Source organism: Bradyrhizobium sp. 155 (assembly GCF_023101105.1).
Classification (GTDB): Bacteria; Pseudomonadota; Alphaproteobacteria; order Rhizobiales; family Xanthobacteraceae; genus Bradyrhizobium; species Bradyrhizobium canariense_D.
The window spans coordinates 318,536-332,278 of record NZ_CP064704.1; the positions used below are offsets into that span (position 1 = coordinate 318,536).

Annotated in this window: 14 protein-coding genes; 8 read left to right on the forward strand and 6 right to left on the reverse strand. The window is 65.0% G+C overall.

Translation table 11 applies throughout. The features are described from left to right. Positions 1-68: 68 nt before the first annotated feature. The gene (gene recQ / locus IVA93_RS01490; protein ID WP_018452866.1) at positions 69-1,934 is read left to right on the forward strand and encodes a DNA helicase RecQ; all 1,866 of its coding nucleotides are present in this window, start codon (positions 69-71) and stop codon (positions 1,932-1,934) included. A 202-nt stretch (positions 1,935-2,136) separates the two neighbouring features. On the opposite strand, the gene IVA93_RS01495 is transcribed toward recQ, so the two are convergent. Then, entirely contained in the window at positions 2,137-3,150 is a 1,014-nt protein-coding gene (locus IVA93_RS01495) for a 1-aminocyclopropane-1-carboxylate deaminase (protein WP_018452867.1), read from the reverse strand. Positions 3,151-3,313: 163 nt separating this feature from the next. On the opposite strand from IVA93_RS01495, the gene IVA93_RS01500 reads away from it, so the two are divergent. After that, positions 3,314-3,778: an Lrp/AsnC family transcriptional regulator gene (locus IVA93_RS01500; protein WP_026232411.1), complete on the forward strand. Its 465-nt coding sequence runs from the start codon at positions 3,314-3,316 to the stop codon at positions 3,776-3,778. 6 nt (positions 3,779-3,784) lie between these two features. On the opposite strand, the gene IVA93_RS01505 is transcribed toward IVA93_RS01500, so the two are convergent. From IVA93_RS01505 to IVA93_RS01515, 3 genes are read right to left on the reverse strand one after another with little or no spacing between them, the layout of a single operon-like run. Further along, a complete protein-coding gene (locus IVA93_RS01505; RefSeq protein WP_026232412.1) occupies positions 3,785-5,089 on the reverse strand; it encodes a citrate-proton symporter in 1,305 nt (434 codons plus the stop codon). A 25-nt stretch (positions 5,090-5,114) separates the two neighbouring features. After that, positions 5,115-6,572, reverse strand: coding sequence for an NAD(P)-binding domain-containing protein (locus IVA93_RS01510; RefSeq protein ID WP_018452870.1), 1,458 nt, complete (start codon positions 6,570-6,572; stop codon positions 5,115-5,117). Beyond that, complete coding sequence (locus IVA93_RS01515; protein ID WP_018452871.1) at positions 6,569-7,549, reverse strand: LysR family transcriptional regulator; 981 nt, start codon at positions 7,547-7,549, stop codon at positions 6,569-6,571. The genes IVA93_RS01510 and IVA93_RS01515 overlap by 4 nt, the downstream gene beginning before the upstream one ends. Before the next feature lie 86 nt (positions 7,550-7,635). Here IVA93_RS01515 and IVA93_RS01520 point away from each other — a divergent pair, with 86 nt between their 5' ends. The 5 genes from IVA93_RS01520 (at position 7,636) to IVA93_RS01540 (ending at position 10,885) form a co-directional block, all read left to right on the forward strand. Then, positions 7,636-8,793: a PLP-dependent cysteine synthase family protein gene (locus tag IVA93_RS01520; RefSeq protein ID WP_039798756.1), complete on the forward strand. Its 1,158-nt coding sequence runs from the start codon at positions 7,636-7,638 to the stop codon at positions 8,791-8,793. Continuing rightward, positions 8,790-9,278 (forward strand): CMD domain-containing protein, encoded by a 489-nt coding sequence (locus IVA93_RS01525; RefSeq protein ID WP_018452873.1) that lies wholly within the window; start codon positions 8,790-8,792, stop codon positions 9,276-9,278. Before IVA93_RS01520 ends, IVA93_RS01525 begins: the two co-directional genes overlap by 4 nt. Then, positions 9,278-9,865 (forward strand): peroxidase-related enzyme, encoded by a 588-nt coding sequence (locus IVA93_RS01530; protein ID WP_018452874.1) that lies wholly within the window; start codon positions 9,278-9,280, stop codon positions 9,863-9,865. Before IVA93_RS01525 ends, IVA93_RS01530 begins: the two co-directional genes overlap by 1 nt. A gap of 102 nt (positions 9,866-9,967) precedes the next feature. Then, positions 9,968-10,528, forward strand: a complete 561-nt coding sequence (locus IVA93_RS01535; protein ID WP_018452875.1) for a carboxymuconolactone decarboxylase family protein — start codon at positions 9,968-9,970, stop codon at positions 10,526-10,528. 111 nt (positions 10,529-10,639) lie between these two features. Beyond that, positions 10,640-10,885 carry a hypothetical protein gene (locus IVA93_RS01540; protein WP_018452876.1) on the forward strand — a complete coding sequence of 82 codons (246 nt, stop codon included), beginning with the start codon at positions 10,640-10,642 and terminating at the stop codon, positions 10,883-10,885. A gap of 48 nt (positions 10,886-10,933) precedes the next feature. Here IVA93_RS01540 and IVA93_RS01545 read toward each other — a convergent pair whose 3' ends face one another. Continuing rightward, on the reverse strand, positions 10,934-11,869 hold the full coding sequence (locus IVA93_RS01545; protein WP_018452877.1) for an alpha/beta hydrolase: 936 nt from the start codon (positions 11,867-11,869) through the stop codon (positions 10,934-10,936). A 117-nt stretch (positions 11,870-11,986) separates the two neighbouring features. On the opposite strand from IVA93_RS01545, the gene IVA93_RS01550 reads away from it, so the two are divergent. Continuing rightward, entirely contained in the window at positions 11,987-12,874 is an 888-nt protein-coding gene (locus IVA93_RS01550) for a branched-chain amino acid aminotransferase (RefSeq protein WP_018452878.1), read from the forward strand. A 69-nt stretch (positions 12,875-12,943) separates the two neighbouring features. On the opposite strand, the gene phaR is transcribed toward IVA93_RS01550, so the two are convergent. After that, positions 12,944-13,540: a polyhydroxyalkanoate synthesis repressor PhaR gene (phaR, locus tag IVA93_RS01555; RefSeq protein ID WP_018452879.1), complete on the reverse strand. Its 597-nt coding sequence runs from the start codon at positions 13,538-13,540 to the stop codon at positions 12,944-12,946. Between the last annotated feature and the right edge of the window lie 203 nt (positions 13,541-13,743).

Consider the following 13,743-nt stretch of genomic DNA (forward strand, 5'->3'; position numbering starts at 1 on the left):
CTTGCCACGCCTGCGCGGTCATGCGACTGGCCTTGTGACGAATCTCACGGCCTCACCCCGACATGCCCATGTCCTCTCCTTCCACCGCTCCGCTGCCTGCGCCGGCCCAGGGCCGCGATGCGCTGTCGGTGCTGCGTTCGGTGTTCGGCCTGCCCGGGTTCCGCGGCGCGCAGGGCGAGATCATCCGGCACGTCACCGGCGGCGGCAATTGCCTGGTGTTGATGCCGACCGGCGGCGGCAAGTCGCTGTGCTATCAATTGCCGGCGCTGCTGCGCGAAGGCTGCGGTGTCGTGGTGTCGCCCTTGATTGCGCTGATGCGCGACCAGGTCGCCGCCATGCTCGAAGCCGGGGTCAACGCGGCCGCGCTGAACTCGTCGCTGACCCCGCAGGAAGCCTCCGACATCGAGCGGCGCCTGATCGTGGGTGATCTCGACCTGCTCTATGTCGCGCCGGAACGGCTGCTGACGCCGCGCTGCCTGGCGCTGCTGGCGCGGGCGAAGGTGGCGCTGTTCGCGATCGACGAGGCGCATTGCGTCTCGCAATGGGGCCATGATTTCCGCCCCGAATATGTCGGCCTGTCGATCATCGCCGAGCGCTTTCCCGACGTGCCGCGCATCGCGCTGACCGCGACTGCCGACGAATTGACCCGCAAGGAGATCGTCGAGCGGCTTCAGCTTGCAGACAGTCCGCACTTCGTCTCCAGCTTCGATCGTCCCAACATCCGTTATGAGATCGTCGACAAGCGCAACGCGGTGTCGCAGCTCAAGGATTTCATCCGGGGGCGTCACGCAGGTGATGCGGGCGTCGTTTATTGTCTCTCCCGCAAACGGGTCGAGGAGGTCGCCGCGGCGCTCGACGACGCCGGCATTGCCGCATTGCCCTATCACGCCGGGCTCGACAGCAGCGTGCGCTCGCGCAACCAGGACCGCTTCCTCAACGAGGACGGCATCGTCATCGTCGCGACCATTGCCTTCGGCATGGGCATCGACAAGCCGGACGTGCGCTTCGTCGCGCATCTCGATCTACCCAAGAGCATCGAGGCCTATTACCAGGAGACAGGACGCGCCGGCCGCGACGGCAAGCCGTCGGCGGCCTGGATGGCCTACGGTCTCTCGGACATCGTGCAGCAGCGCCGCATGATCGACGAGTCGAGCGGCTCCGACGAATTCAAGCGGGTCTCGATTGGCAAGCTCGATGCGCTCGTTGGCCTCGCCGAAACGCCGCACTGCCGGCGCCGGCGGCTGCTCGCCTATTTCGGCGAGATCGTGATGGGCGAGGGCTGCGGCAATTGCGACAATTGCCTGACGCCGCCGAAAATGCGCGACGGCAGGGTGCTGGCGCAAAAACTGCTATCCTGTGCCTATCGCACCGGGCAGCGTTTCGGCGCGATGCACCTCATCGACGTGCTGATCGGACGCCTGACCGAGAAGGTGACGCAGTTCGGTCACGACAAGCTCACCGTTTTCGGCATCGGACGCGAGCTCAACGAGAAGCAGTGGCGTACGGTGCTGCGGCAGCTCGTGGCGATGGGACATTTGCTGAGTGACAGCGAATCGTTCGGCGCGCTGAAGCTGACGGATTCGTCGCGCGGCGTGCTGCGGGGCGAAACGGAAGTGTGGCTGCGCGAAGAGGCGCCCGGCGTCCGGATCCGTTCGAGCCGCGCCAAGTCCCGCCGCGGTGATCTGGCCCCGGCAGCCGACGCGCCGCAGGGCGATGTCGATCCTGAATTGCGCGCGCGGCTACGAGCGTGGCGCTCGGACATTGCCCGCGCACGTGGCGTGCCGGCCTACGTCGTGCTGCATGACGCCACCATCGACGGCATCGTTCGCGCATGGCCGACCACGCTGGACGAACTGCGCAATGTGCCCGGCATCGGAGACAAGAAGCTCGAGCATTACGGCGACGAGCTGCTGCAGATCGTCAGGACGCGGTAGGGCGCGGGCACACCTCCGCCGTCATCCCGGACAAGCGCAGCGAAGCGGAGCGCCGATCCGGGATCCATAGCCACGGGCCGTAGGAAAAGGCACGCTGACTGCCTCAGCGTGTTTCAACAATTGGCAGTCGGGGTAATCGGTCCTGGCTTTCGCCAGGACGACACTCGTCGGGAGGTGCGCGCCGCCTCACATCACCGACGCGCTAGCCGTTCCGGAACGCATATCCATAGCCGTTCAGCGCCGGCGCGCCGCCGAGATGGGCGTAGAGGATCTTTGCGCCCTTCTCGAAATAGCCCTTCTGCGTGAGATCGATCAGGCCCTGCATCGACTTGCCCTCGTAGACGGGGTCGGTGATCATGGCTTCGAGACGCGCGGTGAGGCGGATTGCCTCCTTGGTTTCTTCCGACGGCACGCCGTAGGCGGGATAAGCATAATCCTCGATCAGCACGACGTCGTCGGCGACGAGATCCTTGCCGAGCTCGACGAGCTTGGCCGTGTTCTGTGCGATCGAGAGCACCTGCGCCTTGGTCTGCGCCGGGGTGAAGGAGGCGTCGATGCCGATCACCTTTCGCGCGCGGCCATCGGCGGCGAAGCCGACCAGCATGCCGGCATGGGTCGAGCCGGTGACGGTGCAGACCACGATGTAGTCGAACTTGAAGCCGAGTTCGGCTTCCTGCTTGCGCACTTCCTCGGCGAAGCCGACATAGCCGAGGCCGCCGAATTTGTGCACGGAGGCGCCGGCGGGAATCGCATAGGGCTTGCCGCCCGCCGCCTTCACCTCCTCGATCGCGTCCTCCCAGCTCTTGCGGATGCCGATGTCGAAGCCGTCGTCGACCAGGCGCACGTCGGCGCCCATGATGCGCGACAGCATGATGTTGCCGACGCGGTCATAGACGGCGTCCTCGTGCGGCACCCAGGCCTCCTGCACCAGGCGGCACTTCATGCCGATCTTGGCCGCGACGGCCGCGATCATGCGGGTGTGGTTGGACTGCACGCCACCGATCGAGACCAGCGTGTCGGCGTTCGAGGCGATCGCGTCGGGGATGATGTATTCGAGCTTGCGCAGCTTGTTGCCGCCATAAGCGAGGCCGGAATTGCAGTCCTCGCGCTTGGCATAGACCTCGACATTGCCGCCGAGATGCTTTGACAGCCGCTCCAGCTTCTCGATGGGCGTCGGACCAAAGGTCAGCGGATAGCGCGCTAATTTTTCGAGCATCGTCAGGTCATCCCGATTGGCGTTAATGTCTCCAAAAATGCTAGCATCGCTCTGCAAAAAGGTGCTTTCAAATATTGCGCCTCTATTGCGGATGATCTTGCGATAATGGACGAGATGTGTGGTATTCCTTTCGGACTAGGTACTAAGAACGGAAGCTTCTTCCATGTCCGCTCGTCTTGATCGTGTCGACCTTAAGATGTTGCGATTGCTGCAAAATAACGGCCGGCTCAGCAACGCCGAGCTGGCCGAAACCGTCGCCATCAGTCCCGCCACCTGCCATCGCCGCACCCAGCGCCTGTTCGAGCACGGCTTCATCGCCGCCGTCCGCGCCATCGTCGCGCCGAAGAAGGTGGCAAAGGGTACGCTGGTGATGGTCGGGGTCGTGCTCGACCGTTCGACGCCGGAGAGCTTTGCGATCTTCGAGCAGGCGATCACCAGGCTGAAATTCGTGCTCGACTGTCACCTCGTCGCCGGCGACTTCGACTATTTCCTCAAGATCCGCGTCGGCGACATGGAGGACTTCAACCGTATCCACGGCGAGCAACTGATCGCGCTGCCCGGCGTGCGCCAGACCCGCACCTTCTTCGTGATGAAGGAAGTCGTCGACAACGCGCCGCTGGAGTTTTGAGCGGCCTCACAACGCTTGTTCGACGATGCCGTCCGCGACCTGCTCCCGGCCGGCGTCCTCCGGCCGCATCGCGATCACCGCGATCAGCCCGAGGCCGACGCCGATCATCACATAGAAGATCGGCGCCAACGGGGAGCCGGTGAGCGCGATCAGCCATGTCACGAAGAACTGGGCAAAGCCGCCGAATACCAGCACCGCGACATTGTTGACGATGGCAAGCGCGGTCGAGCGGACCCGGATCGGGAACAGCTCGACCAGCGTGGTGCAGTAGACGCCGAGGAAGAAGGCGCTGAAGCAGCCGATGACGACCTGGGCGACCAGGAGCTTTGCGATCGACGGCTCGGAGATCACCCAGCTATAGAGCGGATAGAGCGAGACGAAATAGCCGATGAGCGAGACCAGCAGCAGCGGCTTGCGCGGGTAGCGGTCGGAGATGGCGCCGGCAATGGGGACGACGATCACCATCACGATCGCCGCGATCATCTGAACCAGGAAGCTCTGCATCAGCGGCAGCTTCAGCACCTCCTTGGCGTACGTCACGGTGTAGCCGAAGGTGACGTAGAACGACACGGCGCTCGCCACCACCATGCCCATGCCGATCAGGAAATTGCGGCCGGGATTCTTCAGCGCGGCGATGAAATCCTCCTTGTGCACCGTCGCCATGCTGCGCCGGGACGCTTCGGGCTCGATGACGCTGGCGCGCATATAGAGCAGGATCGGAACGATCACGAGGCCGACGAAGAAGGGAATACGCCAGGCGCCGGCGGCAAGCTGCTCCTGCGTGAAGGTCAGCGTCAGGGCGGCGCCCAGCACTGCGCCGAGCACGTTGGCCATGAGCTGGCCGGCGATCTGCCACGAGCCATAGAAGCCGGTGCGGCCGGGAGGCGCCGCTTCGATCAGATAGGCGGTCGAGGTACCGAACTCGCCGCCGACCGAAAAGCCCTGTAACAGCCGCGCCAGCAGCACGATCAGGGGTGCCCCAATGCCGGCCGTGGCGTAGGTCGGCGTCAATGCCAACAGCGCGACCGACAGCGCCATGATGCCCATGCCGAGCGTCATCGCCGCTTTCCGCCCCTTGCGATCGCCGAAATAGCCGAGCACGAGGCCGCCGATCGGTCGCATGAAGAAGCCGGTGCCGAACAGCGCGGTCGTCAGCAGTAGCGCGTTGATCTCACTGCCCGGAATTTTCGGGTCGACCGGAAAGAACAGGTTCTTGATGACCGGTGTCATCAGCGCGAACACGGTGAAGTCGTACCACTCCATTGCGTTGCCGGCGACCGCGGCCACGATGGCTTTCCTGTTCGTCTGCATCTCTCGCTTGCCTGTCCGGTTGCGCCTATTCGGCGAGTTGATGGGTGGCGTCGGCATCCTGCCATTCGTCGCCAACGAGTTCCGGCGTTGCGAAGGCCTTGAGGTTGGCGAAATGAATCTCGCGATCCTCGACGAAGAGGCGGCGGACGATGCCGCGCGCGAGCCGGTCGGCGCCCTCGCTGATCGCGGGAATATCGCCGGAAAGCTTTCCGTGGCTCAGCGTCGCCGGATAGTTGAAACAGTGCAGCCGTGCCAGCATCGGGCAGGCGCCTGACTGCTTCTCCAGGAACTGAAAGCTGTCGCCGAGGTCGGGCGAGTTTTCCAGCTCCGCATTGTCCATGCCGTCAGGCGTCGGGAAGCGGTCGCTCCAGAAGCGGATATGCGGCGCAAACGCGGCAAGCTCGTCGCGCAACGCGAGGTCGACCTTGAAGCCGGTTCCGAAGATGATGAAGTCGGTCGCATAGCGGCCCTTCGGCGTCGTCACCATGAGATGATCCTCTTTGACGACGAGATCATCGATCGGACTTGCGAGATGGAAATGCGCCTGCGGATAGGCGGAGACGCGCAGCACGCTCTGCCGCGGCGGCGGCGTCTGCGCTTTCAGCGTGTGATCGAGGAAGCGCCATTTCCAGTCGTCCGTCAGGCCGGCAAAGCCGTGCACGACCCCTTGGCTGCCGATACCGGTGAACTTGTTGACGCGCGGGATGTCCGCGCGCCGGATGAAGAGGTCGAGGCGCGCGGCGCCCGACTCCAGCGCCATCGCCGCGTTGTCCATCGCGGATGCGCCCGCGCCGACGACGGCGACGCGCTTGCCGCGGAGCTTTTCGAAGTCGATAGGATCGGCGGAATGCGCCCAGAAGCGCCGGTCGATGCCGTCGGCGAGCGGCGGCACGTAAGCGCCGCCGAGGCCGTCGCGCCCCGTCGCCAGCACGACATGCCGGGCGAGAATGTGTCGCGACGTGCCGCTCTCGCTGATGTCGAGAGCGAACAATTCATCGGGGCGCGCGTGGATACGCGCAACCGAGACCCCGTTGCGGACCGGCAGGCCCAGCACTTTGCGGTACCATATCAAGTAATCCATCCATACCGTGCGCGGCGCGCGGTCGAGCGCCTGCCACGCCTGCTCGCCATATTGCGCTTCGTAGAAGGCGCGGAAGGTCAGCGCCGGCATGCCCATCGCGGGGCCGGTCAATTCCTTGGGCGACCGCAGCGTCCGCATCCGCGCGAACGTGACCCAGGGACCTTCCTCGCCTGCGCACGCGCGGTCGAGCACGAGCTGGTTGTCGACGCCGAGACGCTTGAGCATGGCGGAGGCGACAAGGCCGGCCATGCCGGCACCGACGATGACGACGTCGAAGACACCCTCGCCATCGACGACGCGGCGGGGCACCCATGACTTGGCGGGCAGTTCGAGCCAGGCCAGATCCTGCTTCAGGCGCGCTTCAAGTGCCCCGAGGCCCGCCGCACCAGGTGTCATCGTCATGAGGAAGCTTTCTCGAATTGACTGGTTTCGTCGCCGGCCTCGGCTAGCGCGGTGGCGCCGCTATGCAGCCTTGCGCCCGGCATCAGCGCGACCGCGGCGCGCAGTGCGCCGTTGAGTGCGGCAACCGTTGGCGTCGGCTCGCGCCCGGTCGGCGCAATCGCGGCGAACAGGAACGAAATGGACACGTCCAACGGCCGGGTGACGACGCCTTCAACCGGCAGGCTGGACGTCAGCACCGGCTCGACCACGGCGATGCCGAGCGACTGCTTGGCCATGGCAATCGCCGTCAGGGAAGCGTTGGTATCGATGACCCCAGCGGGCACGACACCTTCACGCTCCAGCGCCTCCTCCACGCGGCGGCGAAGCCGGTAGGGGTTGGCCATCGTCAGCAGCCGGACGCCACCAAGGTCCTTCAGGCGAATGACCTTCTTCTTCGCCAGCGGGTGATCCAACGCGAGGCACGCAACGCACGGCACCTCGCAGACCCACTGCACGTCGAGCCCGGGATGCTGGATCGGCAGGCTCGCAAGACCGAAATCGACCGACTGCGACAGCACCGATTGCACCACATTCTCGGCCGAGAGCGCCTGCACGTGGATCTGGCTTGGTAGCAACTCGCGTTCGAGCGCTGCGAGCGCAGCCGGGACGAAGCCGGCCGCCAGCGCCGGGATCGCCGCCAGGCTGAGCACGGGAAGCGCACCCGCGCCGATCGCGTTGGCGCGCTGGCGGATGTGCTTCAGGCCCATCAGAAGCCGCTCGACCTCGGCATGAAACAAGACGCCTTTCGGCGTCGGGCTGATGCGCGGGCCATTCCGGGTGAACAGGAGATAGCCGACGTCAGCCTCGAGATCCTGGATCTGACGCGTCGTGACCGGCTGCGAACGGCCGAGCAACCGTGCCGCACCCGTGATGCTGCCGGCCGACATCACGGCGGCAAAGGCCTCGAGAAGGCGAATGTCGATAACGTCCTGGTTCATGGTCTGGTGCCCGCATTATGCGAATATAGAATGAACAATATTTCTTGATGTGCAATAGGCATTATGAGAAGTTGAGGGTCATGTCGATGGAGCCGAACCCCTTTCGCCACCACAATCCGGCCGGACCGGCCTATCGGCGCGGCTGGGTCGATGAGGCCGTGGCGGCGATCGAGGCCGACCAGTGCCGCACCGCCGACACGCATCTGATCCGGCTGATCGTGCCGGCGCTATCAGGCATCGACATCTATCTGAAGGACGAGTCCACGCATCCGACCGGCAGCCTGAAGCACCGGCTCGCGCGCTCGCTCTTCCTCTACGCGCTCTGCAACGGCCACATCCGCGAAGGCACGCCCGTGGTGGAAGCCTCGTCGGGATCGACCGCGGTGTCGGAAGCCTATTTCGCACAGATGATCGGCGTGCCCTTCTATGCCGTGATGCCGCGCACGACATCGGCGGAGAAGATCGCCGCGATCGAGCATTATGGCGGCAACTGCCATCTGATCGATGACGGTCGTGCACTCTATGCGGAAGCGGCGGCGCTCGCCGCCCGCCTGAACGGCCACTATATGGACCAGTTCACTTTCGCCGAGCGCGCCACCGACTGGCGCGGCAACAACAACATCGCCGAATCGATCTTCACGCAATTGAAGGGCGAGACGCGTCCGTTGCCGGACTGGATCGTGATGGGGGCGGGCACCGGTGGCACCTCGGCCACGCTCGGACGCTATTTGCGCTATCGCCAGTACCCGACGCGGCTCTGCGTTGCCGATGTCGAGCATTCCGCCTTCTTCGACTGCTTCCGCTCGCAGGACCGCTCCCATGTTTGCGAGCGGCCTTCGCTGATCGAAGGCGTCGGTCGGCCCCGCTGCGAACCCTCCTTCGTGCCGGGCGTCGTCGATCGCATGATGAAGATCCCGGATGTCGCAACGATCGCAGCGATGAACGTGCTGTCGCGCCGGCTCCGCCGGCCAGTCGGCGGCTCGACCGGCACCAATTTCCTGGCGCTGTGCCGCATTGCCTCGGAGATGAGCAGCGCCGGTCAAACCGGATCGCTGGTCACGCTGATCTGCGATTCCGGCGAGCGCTACCGGCAGACCTATTATGATCCCACGTGGCTGAAAGCTCGCGGCCTTGATCCGATGCCGATCGAGGCTGCCCTGTCGGCGTTTCTCGATACGGCGCAGCCGCCGGCGCTCGCCGTCGAGGACGTCGCCAATCCACAGAGCTCGCGGAGCAATGCTTGACCACGCTGATCGAAACCATTGTCGGCGTGCCCGCGGCGTCGCGGCTCGGCCACGCTCTGAACGCCCGCACCGAGATTTTGCGCCTCAGCGAAGCGGCCCATGACGCGGTGCTGCTGCCGCGCGAGCCCGGCGGTCTGAGCCACGGCTTGCGGGCGGCACTCGCGGCGCGGATGTGCCGTCATGTCGGCGACGGGGCGCTGATCGCGCATTACGAATCCTACCTGGCGCATTCGAGCGATCTTGATTTGGCCGTGCTCACCCGGCCCGGCGGTGTGTGCGGCGATCCTCTTCACGATGCCATGGCCCGCCACGTCGATCTGCTGACGCTTTCGCCGCGCGAGGCGACGCGACAGGACATTGCGGCGCTGAAGGTGGCCGGCGTCAGCGAGGCCGATATCGTGCGGCTGTCCGAGCTTGGCGCCTTCGTGAACTACCAGCTGCGGGTCCTGGCCGGCCTCAGGCTCCTGAAAGAGGTCGAAGCCTGATGAGCGAGGTCGTCCATAGCTTCACCACCACGGTCCCGACCTGGTCGCCTTATGTCACGCCAGTCGAGCTCGCCTCGGCAACGCCCGAGCAGCTCGCGGCGATGAAGGTCACCCCCTCCAACAAGGGCGTCTCGCCTTACGTGCTGACGCTGGCGCATGACCCGGAGTCGCTCGCGGTGCGCTCGCCGCTGTTCAACCTCATTATGTATGGCAAGGACGGCCTGTCCCCGGCGGAGCGCGAGCTCGGCGCGCTGAGTGCCTCGGTCGTCAACCGCTGCATCTATTGCGCCGCCGTGCACGCCTCACGCTTCATCAATTACTCCGGGCGCAAAGAGGTCGTCGAGGAGATCTTTGCCGACGAGCGCGATGCCACGCTGGAGACGCGCCAGCAGGCATTGTTCAATTTCGCTACAAAACTCTCGACGACTCCGATCGAAGCGAGCGCAGACGATGCGCACGCACTTGGCGAGGCCGGGCTGAGCGAGCTTGAGCAGCTCGACCTGGTGCTGTCGGCCGCGATCTTCGGCTGGGCCAACCGGCTGATGCATACGCTGGGCGAGCCGCTGGTGCGGCCGGAAGCATCGTAACCGACGCCATCGGCTCGCCCCAAACCGAATGTCACGGCAACTTCACTTGCCTTGCGAGCGCCTGCGGGCGAGTTTCGCGGCTTCTTAACGAGGAGACCTGCCGTGCGCCTTCCCATTCTCGATCCGAAAGACCTGAGTGCCGAACAGAAGCCGCTCTATGACGACATGCGAGCGGGCATCAAGGACCACTTCAAGGGCTTTGTGAACATGCGCGACGACGGCGCGCTGCTCGGGCCCTGGAATCCATGGATCCGCGAGCCGCGCTTCGGCAAGCCTGTGTGGGAGCTGGTCAAGGCGATCGCGGCGAACCCGCTGCTGCCGGCTCCGGTGCGTGAGGTCGCGATCCTCGTCACCGGTTCGCATTTCCGCTCCGGCTACGAGCTCTATGCGCATGTGCTGGTTGCCGAGCAGCGCGGCCTCTCCGACGAGAAGCTCGCGACCATCGTCGCCGGACAGCGGCCGGTCGATCTCACCAAGCAGGAAGCCGTCACCTACGACGTGGCGTCCGCATTGGTCAGCGGCGGCGTGCTGCCGGAACTGACTTATCGGGCCGCGGTCAAGGAATTCGGCGAGCACGGTGCGGCCGAACTGTCCTATCTCGTCGGCGTTTACTGCATGGTGTCGGTCACGCTGAACACGTTCGACGTGCCGGTGCCGGACTGACCACACTGCCCCAGCTGCTGGACTGGACGGAAGCGTCACGGTACCCTGCCGCCGCCATGGCGATGCATTCGCCGGTCACGATCGAAGTGCAATGAAGAGGGAACGACAGCCATGGACACGTCACGCCGCATCCTGCTCGCCGGACTGGCGGGACTCGCCGTTGCGCCGACCGCCGCTGGAGCCGCGCCCTCGACCGCGGCCGATGATGTGACGGTCGCCGAAGAGCGCTTTGCGCGCATGATCGCAGCTGCGCATGCGCCCGAAATCACCTGCGCGCGACAGGCCGAGCGTTATGCGGATGCGCATTGGCCAAACTACGTCGCGGCGGCGCGTTCCGTCATCGGGGCAAGAGCGTGAGGCATTCTCTTTCCTCTCCCGTTGCGGGAGGCGGCAACACCAGGTGCTTCACGTCCCCACCGCCCGCCTGACCTGCTCACCGATCTGCGACAGCACGAGCTGCGCCTGCGGCAGAATTGCGCCCATGGCGTGGAAATTGTGGACCATGCCCTCGTGGCAGACGTGCTCGACCGTGACGCCCGCAGCGAGCAGCTTGCGGGCATAGGCATTGCCCTCGTCGCGCATCGGGTCGAACTCCGCGGTGTGAATGATGGCGGTCGGCAAGCCCGCAAGCCGTGTCGCGCGCAAGGGCGAGATGCGGGGATCGGCAGCGTCCAAGGCTTCGGGCAGATAGTCGGCGAGATCGGCTTCGATCGTGACGCGGTCGATCAGGTGGCCCTCGGCGAACGCCTCGCGCGAAGGCGAGGCCTCCTCGAAATCCAGCACCGGGCAGATCAGGCATTGCGCGACGATGGAAAGACCAGCTGTCTGCGCCGCCTCCTGACACACGATCGCAGCGAGCGTTGCACCGGCGGAATCGCCGCCGAGCACCAGACGCCCGGCGTCGATGCCGAGCGATGCGGCCTCGCGCGCCACCCATTCGGTGGCAGCAATCGCATCGTCCACGGCGGCGGGGAATTTGTGCTCTGGCGCCAGCCGGTAATCGACCGAGACGAGGCGGCAACCGGTCGCATGTGCCAACGCCGCCGCGATGCGGTCATGCGTGGCGATGCTGCCGGCAACGAGCCCGCCGCCGTGAAAGAACACGAAGCCGGGCGCGCGATCATCGGCGCCTGCGGGTGAATAGAGACGATAGGGCAGCGCGCCGCCGGGACCAGGCAGCACGCCGTCGGACGTCGGCACGTCAGGCGCATCGGCGCGCGCAAACTGCATCAGCTTTGCCAATGATTGCCGCCGTGCTTCCACGCTCGGCCGGCTCCGTGCCTGCGGCGCAGCCGCAGCCATCATGGTCAACAAGCGCTTTGCGAGCGGATCGAGCGGCATGGTGCTTCCTTTCCCCTCGCGGGAGGGTAACTCACCATTTTCCCGCAGGGAATCATTTAGAAATTGCGCCCAATAGTGGCGCTATAATGCGGCACCACGCCAAGGGAGAGGCCGGTCATGGCCGAGATCAAAAAGCCCATCGAATATTCGCCGAGCTGGACCTTCTTCGAGGGCAAATGGCACGACGGCAATGTGCCGATCATGGGCCCGCGCACGCATGCGGCCTGGCTCGGCTCGGTCGTGTTTGACGGCGCGCGGGCGTTCGAAGGCGTCGCGCCTGATCTCGACCGCCACGTCGCCCGCGCCAATCAATCCGCGATCAACTTTGGCCTGAAGCCGGTGGTCGATTCCGGAACCTGGATGACACTCGCAAACGAGGGCATCGCACGCTTCGCGCCGAATGCCGAGCTCTACGTTCGTCCGATGTACTGGGCGCGGAACGGCGCGGGCGGCGGCGTGCTGTTCGACCCCGAGACCACCGATTGGTGCCTGTGCATCTACGAGGCGCCGATGCCAAAGCCGGTCGGCAACGCGATCACGCTGTCGCCGTTCCGCAGGCCCACCGCCGAATGCGCCCCGGTTGAGGCCAAGGCCGCCTGTCTCTATCCGAACAATTCGCGCGCGCTTGCCGAGGCCGCCTCGCGCGGCTTCCAGAACGCGCTGATGCTCGACATGCTCGGCAACGTCGCGGAGTTCGGCAATTCCAACGTGTTCATGGCCAAGGACGGCGTGGTCTACACGCCGGTGCCGAACGGCACCTTCCTCAACGGCATCACCCGCCAGCGCGTCGTCAGCCTGCTTCGCGCCGACGGCGTCACCGTGGTCGAGAAGACGCTGCGTTACGCCGACTTCCTCGCCGCCGACGAGATCTTTTCGACCGGCAATTTCGCAAAAGTCGCGCCGGTGATCCGCATCGACGATCGCGAGCTGCAGCCGGGCCCGCTCTACACGCGCGCGCGCAAGCTCTATTGGGACTTTGCCCACGCAGTGAAGCTGGCGGCGTAGCTTCCCCACCTTCGCCGGTACGACGGCGGAGTTGTGGCAGCAAGGCGCGTTAGCGCGTGGCAGGAACCCCTACTCGTCCTTCTTCGACATCCGCTCGAGGCGTTCCTGCATGTCCTTCATCTGCTGGCGCAGATCGTCGATATTGCTGTCCTTTGGGGCTTCGGCGGCCGGCTCGGGCGCCGGCTCCGCGGAGCCCGCGGGGCGGGCTGCGCCGGGCGCGAAAGGCTTGAACATCGAGAAGGTCTGCTGGAACAGCTCCATGTTGCGGCGGACCTGTTCCTCCAGCGGCGCAAACGGGGTTCCCGACAGCGAGGTGGCGATCTGCTTGCGGAACTTCTCCTGCTCCTGAGTGAGCGAGGCGATGGCCTGCTCCAGATATTTCGGCACCACCATCTGCATGCTGTCGCCGTAGAAGCGGATCAGCTGGCGCAGGAAGGTGGTCGGGAGCAGGTTCTGGCCGGCCTTGTTCTCCTGCTCGAAGATGATCTGGGCAAGCACGGAGCGGGTGATGTCGTCGCCAGTCTTGGCGTCGTAAACCAGGAAATCTTCGCCATCCTTGACCATGGCGGCGAGGTCTTCCAGCGTCACGTAAGTGCTCGTCCCGGTGTTATAGAGCCGGCGGTTCGCGTATTTCTTGATCGTGGTGGGTTGGTCTGATTTCGCCATGGGCTCTCACTTGCAAGCGCGGAGAACGGGAACCTGACGGGCTATGCCGCAGGGCGGGAAGAGTACGCAACGCAACAAAATAAGCATTTTCAAAGGGGTCACGCTACCGTTTTGTGCGCCACGGTTAATCGGGCAGCAAAAACGTGCTTGCGAAAGCGCCAAGAACGCTATTTTGAATGCGCTGCGGGATGAATTCGGCCACC